Raw genomic sequence first — 21,155 nt, 5'->3', positions numbered from 1 at the left:
GGTCGTTCATGTGGGCTGTGGCCAAAAGGCCGAAATGGATTGGCGCGCTGGTCTTGGCGTTGACCATTGCCGCCGTGTTCGCGGGCCTTGGCCAGTGGCAGTGGGAGCGAAGCTTCGCCACCGTCGATGTGCCCACCAGGCAGACCGAAACTCCCGTGGCGCTGGGCTCAGTGGCCGCACCCCAGCAGGTGATTTCCACCGAAGCGAGTGGTCGGATGGTCAGCGTGGAGTGCACTTTTGTCCAGGGTGACGACCTGTGGGTGACCGACCGGCTCCACCCGGACGGGCGCGGAGATTGGTTGATTCAACACTGCGCTACCGCGGAGGGTTACTCGTTGGCCGTCGCCACCGGATGGCTTCCCGATTCGTCGGCGGCGCCGCGTGAGGGGTTTGCGGGCACCACTGGGGGAGTGCTCACCGGCCGCTACGTTCCCACCGAGTCTCCCCAATCGTTTGATTTTGAGGCGGGAGCGAGAAGCGCCATTTCTGTGGCGGAGCTGATCAACCTGTGGGAGCAGCCGGGACCGGTCTATGGCGGCTATCTGGTCGCCTCCAGTGCCCCCGAGGGCCTGCGCACGATTTCGACAGAACCTCCGCCACCGGATGGTGAGCTCAACTGGTTAAACCTGTTTTATGCCGCCGAGTGGGCCATTTTCGCGCTATTTGCCCTCTATCTCTGGTATCGCTTGGTCCGAGACGAGTGGGAGTCCGAGCAGGCGCCACAGCCCGAAACGCTCAAAGCCTAGGATGGAGCAGATGTCTACTGACGCCTCATCGTCGGCCACGCCGACCAACCCCGCCGCCCACCCGTCGCTTCCGGGTGCGCTGAAGTTTTATCGCATCGCGGCCTACATCACCGGGATATTGCTGCTGCTACTCACCGTGGAAATCATCGCCAAATACGGCTACGGCTACGAAGTGGAGATGTTTGGCCGGGAGGGGCTGGTGGCGCTCACCCCCGACGGGGAAGTCGAGGCGTTTAACTTCTCGCAAGCGATCCTCATCGCCCACGGCTGGTTTTACGTGGTGTACTTGTTCGCCTCCTTCAGGGTCTGGTCGATTATGCGCTGGCCGTTGTGGCGGTTCTTGTGGCTTGCCTCGGGGGGGCTCTTTCCCTTCCTGTCCTTTGTCATCGAATCGGGGGCGACAAAAATCATCCGCCGGGCCATCACGGAAGCCCACACCCCGTGACCACAGAAGATCCACCATCCACACGACCCGTTCTGGTGGTCGACTTTGGCGCCCAGTACGCCCAACTCATCGCCCGGCGGGTGCGAGAAGCCGGGGTGTATTCCGAAATCGTCGCGCACACCGCCAGTGCCGAGGAGATCTCGGCGAAAAACCCGCTCGCCCTGGTCTTAAGCGGCGGACCGGCGAGTGTGTATGAGGAGGGCTCACCCGAGCTGGACCCGGCGGTGTTTGATCTGGATGTGCCCATTTTTGGTATCTGTTACGGCTTCCAAGTGATGGCACAAGCCCTCGGTGGCGAAGTCGCCCAGACGGGCAGCCGCGAATACGGCCGGACCGAGACGCGAGTTGTCGATCACACCGATCCACTCTTGGCGGGACAACCCGAGAACCAGGTGGCGTGGATGAGCCACGGCGACCAGGTGGTGGCCGCCCCACCGGGCTTTTCGGTCCTCGCCACCACCGAGGCGACCCCGGTGGCGGCCTTTGGCGACGCGGCCTCGAAGCGCTACGGCGTGCAGTGGCACCCCGAGGTGCGCCACACCGAACACGGCCAGGAGGTCCTGGAGCATTTCCTCCACGACATCGCCGGGCTCGGCCGGGAGTGGAACGCCGACAATGTGATTTCCGACCAGGTGACCCGGATTCGAGACACGGTCGGCGATGCTCGCGTGATCTGTGGTCTCTCCGGCGGGGTGGATTCGTCGGTGGCGGCCGCCCTGGTGCACCGGGCCATCGGCGACCAGTTGGTCTGTGTCTTTGTCGACCACGGTCTGCTCCGAGCTGGTGAGCGCGAACAGGTCGAGCGAGACTTCGTCCAATCCACCGGTGTGCGCTTAGTCACCGTCGATGCGACAGAGCGCTTTCTCGGCGAACTCTCCGGAGTGGTCGACCCGGAGGACAAACGCAAAATCATCGGCCGCGAATTTATTCGCACCTTCGAACAGGCTGCGGCCGATTTGGTGCAAGAGGCCGCCGAAGACGACGCCGAGGTGCGGTTTTTGGTCCAGGGCACCCTCTACCCCGACGTGGTGGAAAGCGGCGGTGGTGCCGGCACCGCGGTCATTAAAAGCCACCACAACGTCGGCGGGTTGCCAGACGATCTCGAATTTGACCTCATCGAACCGCTTCGCACGCTGTTCAAAGACGAAGTGCGCGAGATTGGCCGGCAACTGGGTGTGCCCGAAGCCATTGTCGCCAGACACCCGTTTCCGGGGCCCGGTCTGGGAATCCGCATTGTGGGCGAGGTCACCGCAGAGCGGCTCGACCTGCTGCGAGCAGCAGACCTGATCGTCCGCGAAGAGCTCACCGCGGCGGGTGTCGATGGCGCGATTTGGCAGTGCCCGGTGGTGTTGCTCGCCGATGTGCGCTCGGTGGGTGTCCAGGGCGACGGTCGAAGCTACGGCCACCCCATCGTGTTACGACCCGTCTCCAGCGATGACGCGATGACGGCGGATTGGACCAGGCTCGAACACGAACTGCTGGCGGGGATTTCGAACCGGATTACCAACGAAGTGGCCGGTGTGAACCGCGTGGTCCTCGACATTACGTCAAAGCCGCCCGGCACCATCGAATGGGAGTGACCGGGCGGCTTTGACGTAGTGGATTATTCGCCGCGCCGTTATTCGCCGCGCAGGATGGCGAGGATGCGCAGGATTTCGACGTAGAGCCACACGACGGTGACCGTAATGCCGAAGGCTGCCTGCCAACCATAGATTTCAGGTGCTCCACCTTCCACACCGGACTTGATCGACTCAAAGTCGAGTACCAGCGAGTAGACGGCGAGGAGCACAATCACGACACCGAGGATGAGCCCGAGCGGGATTCCGAAGATTTCGTAGCTTCGAAGCCCAAACATGGAGTCGGTCGCGCCGAACATCATCAGACCAAAGTTCACCAGCGAGAACGCCAGGTAACCGAACATGCCGACAATGGCGATGCGGGTGAGTCGCGGAGTGGCCCGCAGGGTCCCATTCAGGAACAAGAACAGGGTCACTCCGACCACGCCGAGGGTGCCAAACACCGCTTGGGTGACGATGCCATCCCACATGGTGTTGAAGATGAAGGAGATGCCTCCCACGAAGACACCCTGGACCGCCGCGAAGGTGAGGATCAGTCCGCGAGAGGGCGATTTCTTGAAGATGTTCACCAGCGCGAGCACGAAGCCAGCGATGGCGGCGGGAATCGCGAGGGCGGGTATCACCCAGCCGACGAGGGCACCGATGACGAGAACCCCAAAGCTGATCAGGGTTTTCATGATGGTGTCGTTGTAGCTCATCCGTCCGGTCTCGGACGGGGTCGCCGCGGGGCGGCCGTAGAGCTCATCGAGCTCGGCCACACTCGCGGTCGGTCGAACCGGCTGATTAAACACTGCCGAGCGACTAAACGCGGGGTTCGAATTGGCCATGAGGGGAACTCAACTCCTTAGGGGTAAACGGGGGCGCATGACTGCGCTAGACACCAGTGTAGGCACCCGGCTGGGGAAAATCTCGGTGTACGCCCAAGGCTTACTGAATGCGGCTAGGGCCAGAGCGGGTTGTCAAACCAAATCATCGCCAGAGCACCCAGGACGACCGTAAACACCGCCACCCACAACCACCCCAGACCAATCGCGATCCACGCGAGCGGGGCGCCGCGCTGATCGGCGCGGCGAATTTGACCGATGGCGAGGTAGCCAAAGACCACCGCCAGGGGGCTCGCCACGAGAGCGAGTAACAGCGCGAGGGGAGCGAGCACATTGACCCGCTTTCTCGCACCGCGCGGCCTTCGTGCCACCGGTAGCGCCTGGGTGTCTGGCTCCATGCCAACAGAATATGGCCTCACCCGAAGCGTCTGTGGCCCCACGTAGACTGTGGCTCTCATGCTTCCCGCCGATTCACCCCTGCTCGAGGGCCTCAATGACCGCCAATCCCAAGCGGTCACCTCCCAGGCGGGGGCGCTCCTGATTGTCGCCGGAGCGGGTTCGGGAAAAACGAGTGTGCTCACCCGGCGCATTGCCGGGTTGATTGCCTCGAAAACGGCGTGGCCCAGCCAGATCCTCGCCATCACCTTCACCAATAAAGCCGCCGGGGAGATGCGAGAGCGCGTCGCTGGGTTGGTCGGTGAGGTCAGTCAAGGAATGTGGATTTCGACGTTCCACTCGGCGTGTGTGCGCATCCTGCGCACCGAAGCTGAACGCTTTGGCTACACCAAAGCGTTCACGATTTACGATTCGGGCGATCAGCGCGCGTTGATTAAGCGACTCATTCGAGACCACGGCGCCGATCGCTTGGGTCTGACCCCCGGTTCGGTGGCGGGAAAAATGTCCCGGCTGAAAAACGAACTGGTCGATGTCGATAGCTACCGCGGGCAGGTGCGTGAATCGGACCCCAACGATGTGGCGTTTTATCAACTGTGGTCGGATTACCAGGCCGAGCTCGCGCGCTCGCAGGCGTTCGACTTCGACGACCTGATTGTCCAGACCGTCCAACTCTTTCGGGCTTTCCCCGAAGTCGCCGCGGTCTATCGACGACGGTTTCGACACATCCTGGTCGACGAGTATCAAGACACCAACCACGCCCAGTACGCCCTGATTCGAGAGTTGACCCAAGCGGTCACTCCCGATCAGGTCCCCGAATCGGCACCGCCCCAGGAGCGCCAACACGGTCTAGACGCCCCGTCGCTCACCGTGGTGGGCGACTCGGATCAATCCATCTACGCCTTCCGCGGCGCCGACATTCGAAACATTGTGGAGTTTGAACGCGACTTCCCCGGTGCCGAAGTCATTCTGTTAGAGCAGAACTATCGCTCGAAGCAGACCATTTTGGACGCGGCGAACGCGGTGATTTCCCAAAACTTCGATCGCAAAGCCAAAAACCTGTTCTCTGAGTTGGGTGCCGGGGAGAAAATCCAGGGCTTCACCGGCTACAGCCAACACGATGAGGCGCAGTTTGTGGCCGATGAAATCGCCACACTCATCGACGAGGGTTATCGATACCACGACATTGCCGTGTTTTATCGAACGAATGCCCAAACCCGAGCGATGGAAGATGTGTTCATCCGCCAGGCGCTGCCCTACCGCATTATTGGCGGTACCAAGTTCTACGAGCGGGCCGAAATTAAAGACCTACTCGCCTACTTGCACGCGATCGCAAACCCCGCCGATGCGCTCGCTCTGCGCCGTATCCTGAACACCCCCAAGAGGGGTATTGGTCCCGCGACGGAAGCCACACTGGTCGCCCACGCGGAAAAAGCCGGCATCACACTCAGCCAGGCGCTCACCGAGGTCGACCAGATGGGCCTGGGCCCCAAAGTCACCGGAGCGATCAACGAGTTGAGCCAGTTGCTCGGTGAACTACGCTCCACCATCGATTCGGCCAGTGCAGCCGACACACTCAAAGCCGTGGTCGATCGGACGGGCTATCGCAGCCTGCTGGAGCGCTCGAACGACCCGCAAGACCTCGCCCGGGTCGAAAACGTCGACGAGTTGCTCGGTGTGGCCAGCGAGTTTTCCCGGGGGAACCCAGACGACGGGCTGGTGGAGTTTCTCACCGAAGTCTCCCTCGTCGCTGCCGCCGACGAACTCGATGACTCGGGGGGCACCGTGTCGCTGATGACCCTGCACACCGCGAAGGGACTCGAGTTTGACGCAGTGTTTGTCACCGGAGTCGAAGAGGAGCTCCTGCCGCACCGAATGAGCGCGAATGAACCCGGAGGGCTCGCCGAAGAGCGGCGCCTGCTCTATGTCGGGATGACGAGGGCGAAAACGAAACTGCACCTCTCCCTGGCGATGAGCCGGCAGACTTTTGGCGAAGCGATGGTCTGTGCGCCGAGCCGGTTTTTGCGGGAAATCCCGGAAGAGTTGATGCAGTGGCGCGATTCGGGCCTCGGTGAGCGCGCACTCACCAGTCCGCGGGCTTCGCTCGAGCGTGAACCGCGGTCTCTTCCTCGTGCGCCGCGGGAGAAAAACACCCAGTGGGCGAACCGCATCGACACGGTGGTGCGCGATAACTCCGATTTAGACATCGCGGTCGGCGACCGAATTACTCACGACGATTTTGGTCCCGGCACAATCAGCGCGCTCACCGGTCAGGGGCCCAAACGGGTCGCCGAAGTGCAGTTTGACCAGGTCGGAAAAAAACGCCTCCTTGTCAAAATTGCGCCTATTTCACTCACCCCGGGTGCCTAAATCACCCGGGGCGAGCCCGCTGAGACACTAGGCTTGGAGCCACTTCTGTACTCGATGCGCCCCCTGATGGGATTGTGCGTGCACTGCTGAGAGGTAATTCTGCGTGGATCTTTTTGAGTATCAAGCCCGAGACGTGTTCGAAGCACACGGGGTTCCCGTGTTGGCGGGTCGAATCGCCGACACTGCCGATGAGGTGGAAGCGGCAGCCAAAGAGTTGGGTGGCGTCACCGTCGTCAAAGCCCAGGTAAAGACCGGAGGCCGCGGTAAAGCGGGCGGGGTGAAGGTCGCGAAAAACCCCGAGGAGGCACGCGCCGCCGCCGAGAGCATTTTGGGCCTCGACATTAAAGGCCACGTGGTGCGCCGGGTCATGGTTGCCGCGGGAGCCGCGATCGACCGCGAGTTTTATTTTTCGGTCCTGCTCGATCGGGCCAACCGCTCCTACCTCGTACTCTGCAGCTACGAGGGGGGGATGGAAATCGAGCAATTGGCTGAGGAGCGCCCAGACGCCCTCGCGCGAGTCCAGGTCTCGCCGCTCGAGGGCATCACCCTCGAGGTCGCCCGGGACATCGCCGTGAAAGCCCAGTTCCCCGCCGAATTAGTCGAGCGCGTCGCCCCCGTACTGGTGAGCCTGTATGGCGTGTTTATCGCTGAGGACGCCACCCTGGTGGAGGTCAACCCTCTGGTGCTCACCGAGGGTGGCGACATCATTGCCCTCGATGGCAAGGTCACCCTCGATGAAAATGCGGCGTTTCGAAACCCGCACCACGAAGAACTCGCCGATAAAGCCTCGGCTGATCCGTTGGAAGAAAAAGCCAAAGCTCACGATTTGAACTACGTGAAGCTCGACGGCCAGGTCGGAGTCATTGGTAACGGTGCCGGCTTGGTGATGTCCACGCTCGATGTCGTCGCCTACGCCGGTGAGAAATTCGGCGGCGTAAAACCGGCGAACTTCCTCGACATTGGCGGCGGGGCATCGGCGGAAGTGATGGCCGCCGGCCTCGACGTGATTCTGGGTGACCCCCAGGTCAAGAGTGTCTTTGTGAACGTCTTTGGGGGCATCACCGCCTGCGACCAGGTGGCGCGCGGAATTGTCCAGGCCTTAGAGATGATCGGCGATCAGGCGACCAAGCCCCTCGTGGTGCGCCTCGATGGCAACAGCGTGGAGGAGGGTCGGGCGATCCTCGCTGAAGCGGCCCACCCCCTGGTCCACCTTGCCGACACCATGGATGAAGGGGCGAGCCGCGCTGCGGAGCTCGCCTGGAAGTAGGGATAGTAGACATGTCAATTTTTCTCAATAAAGACTCGAAGGTCATCGTTCAGGGCATCACCGGCGGGGAAGGCTCAAAGCACACCGCGTTGATGCTCCAGGCTGGAACCCAGGTGGTGGGTGGGGTGAACGCCAGAAAGGCGGGAACCACCGTGAGCCACGGCGAGGTCACCCTGCCGGTGTTTGGAACTGTCCAGGAAGCGATGGAGCAGACCGGTGCTGACGTTTCGGTGGTGTTTGTGCCACCGGCATTCGCCAAAGACGCCGTCAATGAAGCAATCGATGCGGGGATGCCGTTGGCGGTGGTCATCACCGAGGGTATTCCGGTCCACGACACCGCAGAGTTTTTTGCCCGCGCCGAACGCTCGGGGACGACCAGGCTCATCGGCCCCAACTGTCCGGGAATCATCACGCCCGGTGAGGCGCTAGCGGGTATTACCCCCGCGTCGATTACCGACTCGGGCCCTATCGGACTGGTCTCCAAGTCGGGCACCTTGACCTATCAAATGATGTTCGAGCTGCGCGATATTGGGTTCTCGAGCGCAATCGGTATTGGCGGCGACCCCATTGTGGGAACCACTCACATCGATGCGCTGGAGGCGTTCGAGGCGGACCCCGCGACCAAGGCAATCGTGATGATCGGGGAAATTGGTGGCGACGCCGAAGAGCGCGCCGCCGACTACATCCGCTCCCACGTCACGAAACCGGTGGTGGGGTATGTCGCCGGGTTTACCGCACCCGAGGGCAAAACGATGGGTCACGCGGGCGCAATCGTGTCGGGTTCAGCCGGCACTGCACAGGCCAAGCAGGATGCGCTCGAAGCAGCCGGTGTCAGGGTGGGCAAAACCCCCAGCGAGACGGCCCGGTTGATGCGAGAAATCGTCAACCAGCTGAACTAGCTCCTGCTCTACCGGGCTGGAGTAGTGCTGGAGGGTAGGCTCAACACTCGATGAAAGCCCGGTTTGCGGTTCTGGTGACCGCCCTCGAAACCCTCGTGGTGGTCGGCATCGGTGTGGGGATTTTCTTCGCTCCACTGAGTGTGGTGTGGGCTCTCGACGACCAGTTTGCGACCGACCTTTTGGTCTACTGGCGGGCGTCGGCCGATATCTGGCTTCTCGGCCACGGTGTGCCCCTGTCTATTTCGCTCCCCCCGGACACCGCCGAAGGCTTGGGCCTTTTGGCCAGCCAGTCGCAGTTTGTCTTGAGCGTCGCCCCTCTTGGACCGGCACTGATCACGCTGTGGTTTGGGTTTCGAATGGGCCGGCGGGACATGGTGCTCGATTTTCCCGTCGTGGTGTGGCTCACTTCACTGCTCACCCTGGTGGCCCTGTCGTTCGCGATTGCCTGGAGTGCCACCGACGACGTGGCCCGTTTTCCCCTCATAGAGGCGGTGATCGCTCCGTCTGTGTTTATGGCCTCCGGCCTGATCATTGCGTCCTGGACGACCAAATGGTCACCCGGTCGGTTGTGGTTGGAGCAGGTGATGCCGGCGGCGGGTTGGCAGGTGCTCTCCAGCGGTGTCCGGGCGGGCATCGGCGCGTTTGCCCTTCTGATTGCCGTCGTCAGTGTGTTTTTTGCCGCAGCACTGTTTGTCTCCTACGCCACGGTGATCGGTCTGTTTGAATCGTTGGGCCCGAGTGTGGTGGGACTGGTGACACTGTTTGTGGCGCAGCTGGTGTGTGTTCCCACCCTGGTGGTGTGGTTGGCCGGATGGTTTATTGGCCCCGGTTTCCAGTTGGGTCAGGCCGCGCAGTTCTCTCCTCTGGGAACCGACATCCAGGCCCTTCCCGCCCTCCCGATTTTGGGGGCACTGCCCCAAGACGTGGGGCCCACGGGTTTCGCGGTGGTCGCGATCCCGCTGGGGGCCGCGGTGATTGCCGCGGCGCTTAGCGAGCGGGGTTTGGGCTACCGCGTGGGAGATCAGTTCTGGGTCTCTGGCGCACCACTTGTCACCCAGCCCCCCGTGCGCGGAGTATTTACCGCGCTGGTGTCGACCGCCACCGCGGTGCTACTGCTGTGGATCCCCGCGGCCCTGGTCACGGGTTCTCTGGGGCCAGGCCGCTTTAGCACCGTAGGACTCGACATTCCCGCCGTCTTGGCGTGGTGGGCAGTCGAGGTGGGCCTTGGCACCCTGTTGGGACTCGCGGTGGGTCGGGGTTTTCGCTGGATTAGAGCCCAGGAACAACCGGCCCCCTCGAGTGCGGCTCGGTAGGCTATCTCGCGTGCTGACGCGTCTTGTCGTGTTGATCTCCGGAGCGGGGTCGAATCTTGTGGACCTCCTCGAGCGGTGTGAACAACAGCCCGACTCGAACCTCGCCGTTGTGGCCGTGGGCTCGGATCGCGACGCGTCTGGCTTGGAACACGCGAGAGCGCGAGGTATCCCCACTTTTGTGGTGCCCTTTGGCGACTTTGCGTCCCGGGAGCAATGGGGGGAGCGCCTGATCGACGCGATCGAATCGCACGCTCCCGACCGGGTGGTCTTGAGCGGGTTCATGAAGCTGCTACCCCCGGCGGTGGTGCGCCGATTTGCACCGGGGATGATTAACACCCATCCCGCGTATTTGCCGGAGTTTCCGGGAGCTCACGCGGTAGTCGACCAGATTCGCGCGGGGGTGGAGCAGGCGGGCGCATCGGTCATCGCTGTCGATGACGGGGTCGACACCGGGCCGATTTTGGCGAGGCAACGCGTCGCGGTCGAACCCTCAGACACCGTCGAGGCCCTCCACGATCGCATCAAAATAGCGGAGCGGCAGTTGCTCTGGCAGGTCTTGACCGAAGCGGACAGCGTGGCAGCTGTGCCACGGGGAGGAGAACACTCGAGATGACCCAATCGCGCACCATTCGTCGGGCGTTAATTTCTGTCAGCGATAAAACGGGTCTTGTGGAGCTGGCCGAGGCTCTGCGGGCGTCTGGTGTCGACATCGTCTCGACGGGCTCCACCGCGGCGAGCATTCGGGAGTCGGGTGTCCAGGTCACCGACGTGTCCGAGGTGACCGGGTTTGCCGAAGCCCTCGATGGTCGAGTAAAAACACTCCACCCTTCGATCCACGGCGGTATTTTGGCCGATCGCCGACTGGAGTCACACAATCAACAGCTCACCGATTTGGGTATCGAACCCTTTGATCTGGTGGTCGTGAACCTCTACCCCTTTGCCCGTGCCCTCGCCAGTGGCAAAAGCCCGGCCGAGGTCATCGAGAACATCGATATCGGGGGTCCGGCGCTCATTAGGGCAGCGGCCAAAAACCACCACAGTGTCAGTGTCGTGGTAGACCCCGCCGACTACAGCGCGCTGACTGGTTTCCTGGCGGAAGGGGCAGTGTCGTTAGAGGCTCGCGTGGCGTGGGCGGGGAAGGCCTACCAGCACACCGCCTCCTACGACCAGATGATTGCCCAGTGGTTTGCCACGCAGCGTGGCGAAGACGATACGCACACCGACACACACACCGACAGGCACACACCGGGCCAACCCGAGCAGGTGTCGATCACCGGTGTCGACGGGGCAGCCCTTCGATACGGCGAGAACTCGCACCAGAGCGCGAGCGTGTATCAGCGGGTGGGGGCGACACCGGGGCTCGCCCAGGCCACCCTGTTACAGGGCAAAGAGATGTCTTACAACAACTTTTTGGACGCCGAGGCGGCGTTGATTGCGGCGGGTGACCACGAGGGCCCGGCGGTGGCGATCATCAAACACCAAAACCCGTGTGGCATTGCGACGGCGGACACGGTTCTCGAGGCGTATCGGGCCGCCCACGCCTGCGATCCGGTGTCTGCTTTCGGTGGTGTGATCGCGCTCAATCGCCCGCTCGATGCCGACACGGCCTCGGCGATCGCCGAAGTATTCACCGAAGTAATCGTCGCCCCCGGGGTCACCGAGGAGGCGCGCGAGGTGCTCGGGGTGAAGAAAAACCTCCGAGTGTTGGTCTTGCCGGAGGACTACCGGTCCGATGACACGGACTACCGGGTGATTTCTGGGGGTCTGCTGGTCCAGCAGCGAGATCACTATTTCGTTCCCGCCTCACAGTGGGAGCAGGTCGCGGGGGATCCGGTCGATGCCCCCACCTTGGCGAGCCTCGAGTTTGCCTGGCGCGCGGTGAAATCCGTGAAGTCCAACGCGATCCTGTTGGCCGCCGAGGGTGCGAGTGTGGGGATTGGGATGGGTCAGGTCAACCGGGTGGATTCCTGCCAGTTGGCGGTGACCAGAGCGGGTGATCGCGCCGCGGGTGCCGTGGCCGCCTCGGATGCGTTTTTCCCGTTCCCGGACGGCCTGGACATTCTCCTCTCAGCCGGCGTGACGGCTGTGGTGCAGCCGGGCGGTTCGGTGCGAGATGACGACGTGGTGGCCAGGGCGCAAACGGCGGGCATTGCGCTGTTTCACACCGGCCAGCGCCATTTCTTGCACTAGTGGAGCGCCAGGTGTGTTCAGGGACCGGGTTGCCCGCACCGGTGTTGTTGGGCGCCGGGTTAATGAAGTGCGAGGGTTCCGATGGTGTCGCCGTAGCTGGTCTGGCCCGCGTCGACAAAACCCAGCCGGTGGAAAAAGTCTCCTGGCCCCGCGTCGCCCGGAGTCCACATCACGTGGAGGGTGTCGAATCCGCGCTGGCTCGCCTCAGCGATGACCGCCTGGGCGGCGAAGCGACCCACGCCGGTGCCCTGTTCGCTTCCGGCGACGGTGATTCGCCATATGCAGCTGCGAAGTTCCGCCCTCGGGTGTTCGGGGTCGAAATAGGCGCGGACAAAGCCCACCACGTCGTGATTTTTCCTGATCACTCGCGACCACGCTTTGGCCGGGTCGATGCCGGGTTCTTCTTCGGTGTACGTGACCGGAGTGGCGAAGTCTTCCTGTTCGGGTCGAATTTCGAGCGTGTTGGCCGCGCTCGCGGTTTCGGCGGAGAGTTCCTCTAGTCGCAGCTCGGTCATGCGACAAGAGTATGACCTCAGGCACCCTTGTGGGGAGGTATCTTCACGTGAAGATACATTCTCAAATCGGGTTAGACTGTTTCTACATCCAACACAGGCACAACAGGCAAGGGATTACACGTGGAGAAAATCAGAGTTGATGGTGTCGTCGTCGAACTCGACGGCGACGAAATGACGCGAATTATTTGGCAGTTCATCAAGGACCGCCTCATCCACCCCTACCTCGATGTCACTCTCGAGTACTACGACCTGGGGATGGAAAACCGCGACAAGACCGACGATCAGGTCACGATCGATTCGGCCCACGCGATCATCAAACACGGTGTGGGAGTCAAATGCGCGACGATTACCCCCGACGAGGCCCGCGTCGAAGAGTTTGGCCTGAAGAAGATGTGGCGAAGCCCCAACGGCACCATTCGCAACATCATCGGCGGTGTAATCTTCCGCGAGCCGATCATCATCTCCAACATCCCCCGGCTCGTTCCCGGCTGGAACAAACCCATCATCGTGGGACGCCACGCCTTTGGCGACCAGTACCGGGCGACCGACTTCCTCTTCGACGGGCCGGGAACCCTCAGTATCAGCTTCCAGCCCCAGGATGGCTCCGAAGCCCAAAGCTTCGAGGTCTTCCAAGCGCCAGGCGCGGGTGTCGCCATGGCGATGTATAACCTCGACGAGTCCATTCGCGACTTCGCCAGGGCGTCGATGAACTACGGACTCTCTCGCGGCTACCCGGTGTATCTCTCCACGAAGAACACCATTTTGAAGGCCTACGACGGTCGATTTAAAGACCTGTTCCAAGAAATTTTCGATGCCGAATTTGCCGAAAAGTTCGCCCAGGCGGGAATTACCTACGAACACCGCCTGATCGACGACATGGTCGCGAGCGCCATGAAGTGGGAGGGCGGTTACGTCTGGGCGACAAAGAACTACGACGGTGACGTCCAATCCGACACCGTCGCCCAGGGGTTTGGTTCGCTGGGGCTGATGACCAGTGTGTTGACCTCGCCCGATGGCAACATCGTCGAAGCCGAAGCCGCCCACGGCACGGTGACCCGCCACTACCGGGAGCACCAAAAAGGAAACCCCACGTCGACAAACCCGATTGCCTCCATTTTTGCCTGGACGAGAGGGTTGTCCCACCGAGGAAAACTCGACGGCAATCAGGCACTGATCGACTTCGCGAACGCCCTCGAACAGGTGGTCATCGAGACCGTCGAAGGCGGCGCAATGACAAAGGATCTGGCGCTTCTCGCGGGGGAGGATCAGAAGTGGCTCACGACCGAGGGTTTCCTCGAGGCACTGGATCAGAACCTGGCGAACAAGTTGGCCTAGGGAGGCACACGCCACCCGCACTTGCACAACAATACCCCCTGGGGTATATACTGAGGGCAGTCGTTCACTGACCTGAGTAAAAAGGAGTAACCCCATGTGCAGTCCCGTGCGTTGTAACCGCTGCAGCAAAGTCACCTGGAGCGGATGTGGCGAGCACATCGAAGAAGCGCTCGCGCCGTTCTCCCACGACGAGCTCTGCAGCTGCGGCTAAGCCCTCGAGGCGACAATGCCACTGCGCAGGCAACCAGCGCGCAGTCAACCAGCGCGCAGTCAGCTAGCTCCCCGTGAGCGAGTGAGCGCCCAGCCCGTGACGGGGCAACCGTTCTCCGACCAGCGGCCTGACTCCAGCGGGCTGGGTACGCGGCGGTCCGACGATTTGGCGGACCTCGCGGCGGATGCCCCTCAGGGGCCACCCTCTGATGTGGTGGTAGCGCTCGCTCACGCGCTCGATGCCCTCCAAGGGGTCGCTGCGGACGATTCGCTCTGCACCCTCCAGGGTGAGCGCGTGCACGCGGCGAAATACTGGGAAGGCCACGTGGTCGCCCTCAAAGCCCTCCAGCGTGCGCGACACAACGGGTCTGCCCCGGCCGGCCACGATGCCGCCCGCGAGGAGCTCATCGCGCAGTGGTCAGAGCAACTGCATTCCCACGACCGATCCGATCAGAAGTGGAAGTCCTACCTGACCGGCGGTCTCGAGGCACTAAAGAGCGTGTCCTAGTAGCCGATGAACCGGTCGGAGTGAACGCGTTTCACGCCGGCATCTTCTAAGTTCTTCCGCGCTTTGGTGACAAATTCCGGTGAGCCCGACACTCCCGCCCAACTGATCTCCTCGAGTGCCTCGGGCAGTACCGTGTGGATTTGGTCCACACTGCCCACCAGTACCCGGCGGACACCGCGCACGTGGGATAACTGCGGATAGAGCTCCTCGTCGTCTCTCGACGACACCACAATCAGGGTTCCCTCCAGGCCCAGGTCTCGATCCCGGGCATTAAAGAGCATCGCGGCAAACGGAGTGATGCCCACCCCCCGGGCGACCATCACAAAGTGGCCGACGATGGCGTGTGGTGGCACAAAATCACCACCGACCTGGTTCACCCGCGCGGCCATTCCCGGCTGTGCGTGGGCGAGGGCGCGCTTCCAGGAACTGCCCGGGTCGCTGTGTCGGGTGGTAATCGAAAAATTCCACTGGTCTGACTCGTCGGGGGGTGATAGTCGGGAGACACTCATGACCCGCCTCGAACCCCGCGAATCGACTCCGCGGTGGGGCAGTTGCAGTTCGACCCACTGGCCAGGCTCCACGCGCAGAGGCCGCTCGCTGACAAACCGGTATTCGCGCACGGTGTCGTTGATATCGACCACTTCGTGCAGGTGGACGTTAGTGGCGCGGTCTACCGCCCGGAGGGCGGTGAGCGCCCACGCCACGGCGTTTCCCATCAACAGGGCGAGCTCCGGTGAGGAACTGAGCGTCGTGACACCCAGCGGGAGGGTGAAGGGTAGGGCGGCGGCCACCGCAATTGTCGTGGCCACCAGAAAGGTGTCACTGCGCTTCGTGGCTTGGGTGAGGGGTTCGCTCACCATAAACAGGCCCAAAAAGACCAGCGGGTAGCTGGTGACCACGAGCCAGAGGGTCTCACCGAGGGGCTCACCCGAGACGAGAAGCCTGGTGGTGAGTAACACCAGGGAGATGGCCAGAAACCACCCGACGGTGAAGAAATGACCGGAGCGGAAGGCGACCAGAGCGCCACCGATGATGATCAGCGGTGTCAGCCACGGTGTGGCGACCCACCAGAAGCCGAGCGTGAGGCCAAAGGCGGAGGCGACAAACACTCCCGTCGCGGCAGGATTGAACAGGTGGCGGCCGCGGGGGGCAATGAGCCATTTTGACCCACCCGCTAGGGCCCCCGCCACGCTCACGCCAATCAGGTCACGGGCCTCGAGAGTGGGGGGCACAATCAACGCGATCAGCAGCCCCGTGATGACGCTCGATTCGATGTGCAGGGGCGCGCGGCGCAGCACTGCCCCCAGCGCACTGGTCAGCAGGGTGGCGGCCACACCGAGCACCGCGGTCGCGAGGATACCCAGCGGGCTAAAGCCCACCAGGCCGAGCGCGGATAGTCCGGCAGCCGCTGCCACCAGGATGACCAGTACACCGCTCATCAGCCGGTACATGCCAGGCCACGTCCACCTCATGCAAAAACCTCTCCGGGAAAATCAGCTGAATGGGTAAGGACCCCACCGCCATCGATGATGGCCCATTGGAAAGAAAAATACTCTTCCAGCGCTCTGGGTTCTGCCACAAAAAGTGCCGTGGCGAGCCCATCGGCCACCGCACAGTCTGTGGCCACCACCCAACTCGCCCGAATGGTCGATGTGGGTAAGCCGGTGAGTGCGTCGAGAATGTGGTGGACCCCCGGTGCCCAATTGCGGCGATTTGAGCCCGAGGCGGCCAGCGAATGCCGGTCCAATTCCACGACTCCGACCACCCGTTCCGGGTCGCTCGGGTGTTCCATCCCGATGCGCTCCGGTGTGGCGGTGTGCAGCCTAATGTCGCCGCTGGCATCGACGACGAGGTCATCGACTCCCGCCGCCAGGAGGGTGCCAAAGACCTGATCGACCAGGTATCCCTTCCCCACCGCTCCGATATCAATGGATACGGGCCGAGGGGCGGTGAGCGTGGTGCCCTCCAGGCTCAACACATCAGAAAATGCCGGAATCGCGGGAGGAGTACCGCCGGCGGGTTGGAGCCGGTAATTGGCGTCGTAGCCCCAGTGCTCCAGTGCCTGTCCCACCACGGGGCTTAGACCACCGCGGGTCGCCTCATACAGCCGGGAATAGAGTGAAAAGAGCTCGACGATATCCGGAGGGAACTCGTAGTCGCCCGGGGTGTCCTGGATTGCCGTGACCAGCGAGTCGTCTCGAAACCTCGAATAGACCCGATCGAACTGGCCGATCCGGTCGCTGACCTCGGCCCGCACGTGGTCCGGCACTTCTTCCGCGGACTGGATGACCCACGGGACGCCGATGGCGTCAAAACGCCACGACGCCAACGGCTAACTCGCTTTCGCGTCCTGGCGAATGCTCTCCAGGGCACTCTGGAAGCCCCCGCTGGTGAGCGATGAACCGGCCACCCGAGACACGTCTGCCTCGTCCAAGGATTTGCCGACAACCTCATCAGCGATCCCGCCCGCGAACATCCCCTGATAGCGCTCCGTCGTATCGTTGGTCGGCTGCGGGGTGACCTCGACCGCGCTAATCACGCCATCGGTCACGGTAACGCTCACCGCAATGGTTTCTGGCCCGTTGGGGGATTGATATCCACCGGTCGCCTCATAGCCCCCATCGGCATAGGAGGCGTCGACCGTTTCGTCAGTGCCCACCGCGTCGTCAGTGGTGGCCTCCTGATCGGGACTCTCCTGCATTTCGGAGGCCTCGGCGGGAGTCGGTTCGGGCTCTTCGCTGGAGGATGATCCGGCCATCGGGGCCGCTTGGCACCCCGCCAGGGCGACCAGAGATCCCAGGGAGACGCTTATTTGCAGTGGGAGAGAAACCCGCATCGGATGCCTTTCGTTTCCGGGGCTGTGCGATTCACGCAGTGGCCCTCCGTGACGCAGTGCTCTTCAGTGTGCGCTACGGGGGTGGAATTTCCCTGAGTGAATCCCGCAGAGGATTACCCCTCGCACCAGGCGACGCTCGTTAGCGGAAAATAATCGTCCGGATGCCATCGAGGAGAATGCGGTGCTCGGCAAACCAGCCCACGGCTTGGGCGAGGGTGCGCGATTCTTCGTCCTGGCCGACCCGGACGAGTTCGGCGGGGGACTGGGAGTGATCGACGCGCACCACGTTTTGTTCGATGATGGGCCCCTCATCGAGATCTTCGGTGACGAAGTGAGCCGTGGCACCAATGAGTTTCACCCCGCGCTGGTGGGCCTGTCGGTAGGGGTTGGCGCCTTTAAATCCGGGCAAGAACGAATGGTGGATGTTGATCATTCGCCCCGCGAGGCGCTCACACAACTGCGCGGAGACGACTTGCATGTAGCGGGCGAGCACGACGAGCTCGATGTCGTGTGATTCGACCAGTTCCCACACTCGGGCTTCAAAAGTAGCCTTTTCGGCTTCTGAGGTGACCGGCATCCACTCGAAGTCGACCCCGTAAAACTCGGCGGTGCTGCCCATATCCGGATGGTTGGCGAGAATGATCGGCACGTCGATATCCAGGTGACCGTCTCGTTGACGAGAGAGCAGATCGGTCACGCAGTGGGCTGCGGTGGAACCGAGAACGAGGGTCTTTGTCTTGTGGCCCACCGTGCTCACCGAATGGACCATCTGGTAGCGCTCGACCACGGGGGTCAACACTTCGGTGAACTTTTCGGGGCTGAGCCCGGTTTCGACCTGAAGGCGCATGAAAAACCGGCCGGTGTCGTGGCTGGAGAACTGCTGTGATTCGGTGATGTTGCCCTGGGCATCGACCACCGCGCCGCTGACGGCGTGCACGATGCCCGGCTGGTCGTCACAGACGAGGGTGACAATGAGGTGCTGGTCCGAGGAGCTCACCCCTTTAGCTTAGGCTTTGTGGCCGGGCCCTCGAGCGGCCCGTGGGGGAAGTGCATGACGGATCACACACCAGCGGGCAGTAATGCTTCGGTGTTTCCCCTCCGCGTACTGATGCTCTTGGCCACAGCCGTGTTTGTCTCGGTGACCGCCGAGTTCATGCCGACAGGCTTGCTCCCCCAGATTGCGCGTGGTCTGGAGGTGAGCGAAGCCCAGGTCGGACTCCTGGTCACTATTTTTGCCGCCACCGTGGTGTTGACCGCGATGGCCCTGTCGATCCTCACCAGGCGTTATTCGAGGAAATCCTTGGTGGTGGCGGCCCTGATCGTGATGGCCCTGTCAAATGTGCTGGCCGCCGTGGCCCCCAGTTTCGCCGTGATGGTCGCCGCTCGAGTAGTGGGCGGCCTCGCCCACGGACTCTTTTTTGCGCTCGCGAATGCCTACGCAGCGTATTTAGTCCCCCGGGAGCGCTTAGGCCGGGCTGTCGCCATCCTCACCGCCGGGGGCACTATGGCGTTTGTCCTGGGTGTTCCCCTGGGCACCGCACTGGGAAATGCTTTTGGCTGGCGCCTGGCCTTCATCGCGCTCGCGGTGATCATCCTCTCGCTCGCTCTGGCCCTGATGGTGACCCTGCCCCAGGTCAGCAGAGAAGTCGCTCTCTCCACAGGAGAAATTGCGCTGCCGGTGCGCCTGGACCCCACGCTGCCGCTGGTGTTGGTCGCGGCATTAATCGTGGTGTTGGCCCTCGGTGGCCACAACACGTTTTATGTCTACATCGCGCCCTACCTGATCGATGTGGCGGGTTTTGAGGGGCAGGGGGTCGCCGGGGTTCTCTTCGTCTACGGCGGTGCCGGCGCACTCGGCGTGGCCGCGGCGGGGGTTCTGGGTGATCGTTTTCCCCGCGGGGCACTCGTGGGAATGCTGCTCGTGGCGACCGTGTCTATTGCGATGCTGGGCGCCCGCGGCACCGGCGATCTCTGGGTGATCAGCATGGTGGTGATCTGGGCAGCGGCCTTCGGCGGCATTCCCGCACTGTTGCAGCTGCGACTGCTCCGGGCAGTCTCCGTGCGGCTTCGAGATTTTGGCTCCGCGGTGCTGGTGACGGCGTTTAACGTGGGCATTGGCGGTGGCGCCCTGGTGGGGGCCGTGCTCTATGACCCCATCGGCGTGCAGGCGCTGGCCTATGCGGGGGCCAGTGGGTTTGCGCTCGCGGTGTTGGTCGCCGTGGTCGCCGACCGAATTGAACACCTGCGAGCGTCCTCGCCGCACTCTCATCAAGGATGAGTAGAATCGGGCCATCGCAACTGGCGTAAAGATGGGTCACCATCGGGGAGCGACAAAGCACCACTGGCCGTGCGCCTGGGCTGGTGGAGAAATAGCGGGGACCCCAGGGGTCCCCGGAGCCACAGCCAGAAGGAGACACCGTGAACCCGGCCACTCGCACCGACACCCGCTCCCCGTCGTTTACCGCGTCACTCGATGAGGTCGACCCGGAGATTGCCGCCGTATTGAACCACGAGCGCGATCGTCAAGAAACGACGCTCGAAATGATCGCCAGCGAAAACTTTGTGCCCTTTTCCATTTTGGAAACCCAAGGCAGTGTGCTGACCAATAAGTACGCCGAGGGCTACCCCGGGAAGCGCTACTACGGCGGCTGCGAATTTGTCGACATCGCCGAAGAGCTCGCCATTGAGCGGGCCAAAACACTCTTTGGTGCCGCCTACGCCAACGTCCAACCCCACGCCGGAGCCCAAGCCAGTGCCGCGGCGCTGCACGCCCTGGCGAGCCCCGGCGACACCATCCTCGGCCTCGAGCTCGCCCACGGCGGGCACCTCACCCACGGCATGAAACTGAACTTTTCGGGCAAGGTCTATAACGCCACGTCTTACGGGGTGGACCCCGAGACGTTCCTGATCGACATGAACCGGGTGCGAGACGCGGCCCTCGAGCACAAACCCACAGTGCTCATCGCGGGGTGGTCGGCCTACCCCCGACACATCGACTTCAAAGCGTTCCGAGAAATCGCCGACGAGGTCGGCGCCACCCTGTGGGTCGACATGGCCCACTTCGCGGGACTGGTCGCCGCGGGTGTGCACCCCTCACCCGTTCCCTACGCCGACGTAGTGACCTCCACCGTGCACAAGACCCTCGGGGGACCACGCTCCGGTGTGATGCTGAGCCGCGATGAAAGCCTGGCCAAAAAACTGAACTCCGCGGTGTTCCCGGGCCAACAGGGTGGCCCGCTGATGCACGTCATCGCCGCGAAAGCCGTCGCGTTCAAAATCGCGATGGAACCAGAATTCCGGGAGCGCCAAGAGCGCACCATCGCCGGAGCACAGGCCCTCGCATCACGGCTGACCACCCCAGACGCCACCGCCGCGGGCGTGGACGTACTCACCGGGGGAACCGATGTGCACCTGACCCTGGTCGACCTTCGCCACTCAGAATTCAACGGTCTAGAAGCCGAAGATCGACTGCACGAAGTGGGCATCACCGTCAATCGCAACGCGGTTCCGTTTGACCCCAGGCCCCCCATGGTCACCAGCGGGGTCCGAATTGGTACTCCCGCACTCGCCACCAGAGGTTTTGGCCCCGAACAGTTCGACGAGGTCGCCGACATCATCGCTGAAACCCTCACACCCGGTGGCGATTTGGCGGCGCTTCGAGCGCGGGTGAGCGCCCTCACCGACGACTTCCCCCTGTACCGGGAATTGGGGTAGTGAAGCGCGAAGC

At 62.7% G+C, this 21,155-nt stretch carries 20 protein-coding genes and 1 riboswitch; of the genes, 13 read left to right on the top strand and 7 right to left on the bottom strand.

Going from position 1 to position 21,155, the window contains the following annotated elements:
• Positions 1-17 precede the first annotated feature (17 nt).
• Genes RI518_RS01230 through guaA form a run of 3 tightly spaced genes read left to right on the top strand, consistent with a single transcriptional unit; the run spans position 18 to position 2,771 of the window.
• Positions 18-746 carry an SURF1 family cytochrome oxidase biogenesis protein gene (locus RI518_RS01230; RefSeq protein WP_310689166.1) on the top strand — a complete coding sequence of 243 codons (729 nt, stop codon included), beginning with the start codon at positions 18-20 and terminating at the stop codon, positions 744-746.
• A gap of 10 nt (positions 747-756) precedes the next feature.
• Positions 757-1,191, top strand: a complete 435-nt coding sequence (locus tag RI518_RS01225; protein ID WP_310671908.1) for a DUF3817 domain-containing protein — start codon at positions 757-759, stop codon at positions 1,189-1,191.
• Positions 1,188-2,771, top strand: coding sequence for a glutamine-hydrolyzing GMP synthase (gene guaA, locus RI518_RS01220; protein ID WP_310689165.1), 1,584 nt, complete (start codon positions 1,188-1,190; stop codon positions 2,769-2,771). Before RI518_RS01225 ends, guaA begins: the two co-directional genes overlap by 4 nt.
• Before the next feature lie 38 nt (positions 2,772-2,809).
• Here the strand turns inward: guaA and RI518_RS01215 are convergent, their stop codons facing one another.
• Positions 2,810-3,595, bottom strand: coding sequence for a Bax inhibitor-1/YccA family protein (locus RI518_RS01215; RefSeq protein WP_310671910.1), 786 nt, complete (start codon positions 3,593-3,595; stop codon positions 2,810-2,812).
• Positions 3,596-3,708: 113 nt separating this feature from the next.
• Positions 3,709-3,990: a DUF4190 domain-containing protein gene (locus tag RI518_RS01210; protein WP_310671911.1), complete on the bottom strand. Its 282-nt coding sequence runs from the start codon at positions 3,988-3,990 to the stop codon at positions 3,709-3,711.
• Positions 3,991-4,048: 58 nt separating this feature from the next.
• On the opposite strand from RI518_RS01210, the gene RI518_RS01205 reads away from it, so the two are divergent.
• The 6 genes from RI518_RS01205 to purH all read left to right on the top strand — a co-directional run bounded on the left by RI518_RS01205 (position 4,049) and on the right by purH (position 12,024).
• The gene (locus tag RI518_RS01205) at positions 4,049-6,355 is read left to right on the top strand and encodes a UvrD-helicase domain-containing protein (RefSeq protein ID WP_310671912.1); all 2,307 of its coding nucleotides are present in this window, start codon (positions 4,049-4,051) and stop codon (positions 6,353-6,355) included.
• A 103-nt stretch (positions 6,356-6,458) separates the two neighbouring features.
• The gene (sucC, locus tag RI518_RS01200; RefSeq protein ID WP_310671913.1) at positions 6,459-7,622 is read left to right on the top strand and encodes an ADP-forming succinate--CoA ligase subunit beta; all 1,164 of its coding nucleotides are present in this window, start codon (positions 6,459-6,461) and stop codon (positions 7,620-7,622) included.
• A gap of 11 nt (positions 7,623-7,633) precedes the next feature.
• Complete coding sequence (sucD, locus tag RI518_RS01195; protein ID WP_310671914.1) at positions 7,634-8,521, top strand: succinate--CoA ligase subunit alpha; 888 nt, start codon at positions 7,634-7,636, stop codon at positions 8,519-8,521.
• Positions 8,522-8,571: 50 nt separating this feature from the next.
• Positions 8,572-9,834 carry a DUF6350 family protein gene (locus RI518_RS01190; protein WP_310671915.1) on the top strand — a complete coding sequence of 421 codons (1,263 nt, stop codon included), beginning with the start codon at positions 8,572-8,574 and terminating at the stop codon, positions 9,832-9,834.
• A gap of 13 nt (positions 9,835-9,847) precedes the next feature.
• Complete coding sequence (gene purN, locus RI518_RS01185; RefSeq protein WP_310671941.1) at positions 9,848-10,447, top strand: phosphoribosylglycinamide formyltransferase; 600 nt, start codon at positions 9,848-9,850, stop codon at positions 10,445-10,447.
• Positions 10,444-12,024, top strand: coding sequence for a bifunctional phosphoribosylaminoimidazolecarboxamide formyltransferase/IMP cyclohydrolase (purH, locus tag RI518_RS01180; RefSeq protein WP_310671916.1), 1,581 nt, complete (start codon positions 10,444-10,446; stop codon positions 12,022-12,024). The genes purN and purH overlap by 4 nt, the downstream gene beginning before the upstream one ends.
• Positions 12,025-12,083: 59 nt before the next feature.
• Here purH and RI518_RS01175 read toward each other — a convergent pair whose 3' ends face one another.
• Positions 12,084-12,539, bottom strand: coding sequence for a GNAT family N-acetyltransferase (locus RI518_RS01175; RefSeq protein WP_310671917.1), 456 nt, complete (start codon positions 12,537-12,539; stop codon positions 12,084-12,086).
• A 120-nt stretch (positions 12,540-12,659) separates the two neighbouring features.
• Between RI518_RS01175 and RI518_RS01170 the strand changes: the two genes are divergently transcribed.
• Positions 12,660-13,874, top strand: coding sequence for an NADP-dependent isocitrate dehydrogenase (locus RI518_RS01170; protein ID WP_310671918.1), 1,215 nt, complete (start codon positions 12,660-12,662; stop codon positions 13,872-13,874).
• A 424-nt stretch (positions 13,875-14,298) separates the two neighbouring features.
• On the top strand, positions 14,299-14,592 hold the full coding sequence (locus RI518_RS01165) for a hypothetical protein (protein WP_310689164.1): 294 nt from the start codon (positions 14,299-14,301) through the stop codon (positions 14,590-14,592).
• Here RI518_RS01165 and RI518_RS01160 read toward each other — a convergent pair.
• The 4 genes from RI518_RS01160 to purU form a co-directional block, all read right to left on the bottom strand.
• The gene (locus RI518_RS01160; protein WP_310671920.1) at positions 14,589-16,064 is read right to left on the bottom strand and encodes a hypothetical protein; all 1,476 of its coding nucleotides are present in this window, start codon (positions 16,062-16,064) and stop codon (positions 14,589-14,591) included. The two genes, RI518_RS01165 and RI518_RS01160, sit on opposite strands and share 4 nt — an antisense overlap.
• Positions 16,061-16,921: an FAD:protein FMN transferase gene (locus RI518_RS01155; protein ID WP_310671921.1), complete on the bottom strand. Its 861-nt coding sequence runs from the start codon at positions 16,919-16,921 to the stop codon at positions 16,061-16,063. Before RI518_RS01155 ends, RI518_RS01160 begins: the two co-directional genes overlap by 4 nt.
• Positions 16,922-16,924: 3 nt before the next feature.
• Positions 16,925-17,350 carry an FMN-binding protein gene (locus RI518_RS01150; protein WP_310671922.1) on the bottom strand — a complete coding sequence of 142 codons (426 nt, stop codon included), beginning with the start codon at positions 17,348-17,350 and terminating at the stop codon, positions 16,925-16,927.
• A gap of 217 nt (positions 17,351-17,567) precedes the next feature.
• Positions 17,568-18,425: a formyltetrahydrofolate deformylase gene (gene purU, locus RI518_RS01145; RefSeq protein ID WP_310689163.1), complete on the bottom strand. Its 858-nt coding sequence runs from the start codon at positions 18,423-18,425 to the stop codon at positions 17,568-17,570.
• 54 nt (positions 18,426-18,479) lie between these two features.
• On the opposite strand from purU, the gene RI518_RS01140 reads away from it, so the two are divergent.
• Both RI518_RS01140 and glyA read left to right on the top strand, forming a co-directional pair.
• The gene (locus RI518_RS01140; RefSeq protein WP_310689162.1) at positions 18,480-19,706 is read left to right on the top strand and encodes an MFS transporter; all 1,227 of its coding nucleotides are present in this window, start codon (positions 18,480-18,482) and stop codon (positions 19,704-19,706) included.
• A 6-nt stretch (positions 19,707-19,712) separates the two neighbouring features.
• Positions 19,713-19,794: riboswitch (ZMP/ZTP riboswitch) on the top strand.
• A gap of 52 nt (positions 19,795-19,846) precedes the next feature.
• Complete coding sequence (glyA, locus tag RI518_RS01135) at positions 19,847-21,142, top strand: serine hydroxymethyltransferase (RefSeq protein ID WP_310671925.1); 1,296 nt, start codon at positions 19,847-19,849, stop codon at positions 21,140-21,142.
• Positions 21,143-21,155: the final 13 nt, after the last annotated feature.

Source organism: Pontimonas sp. (assembly GCF_031581085.1).
Taxonomy (GTDB): domain Bacteria; phylum Actinomycetota; class Actinomycetes; order Actinomycetales; family Microbacteriaceae; genus Pontimonas.
Note: the sequence above shows the minus strand (reverse complement) of the source record. Positions and strands in the feature narration are given on the sequence as shown.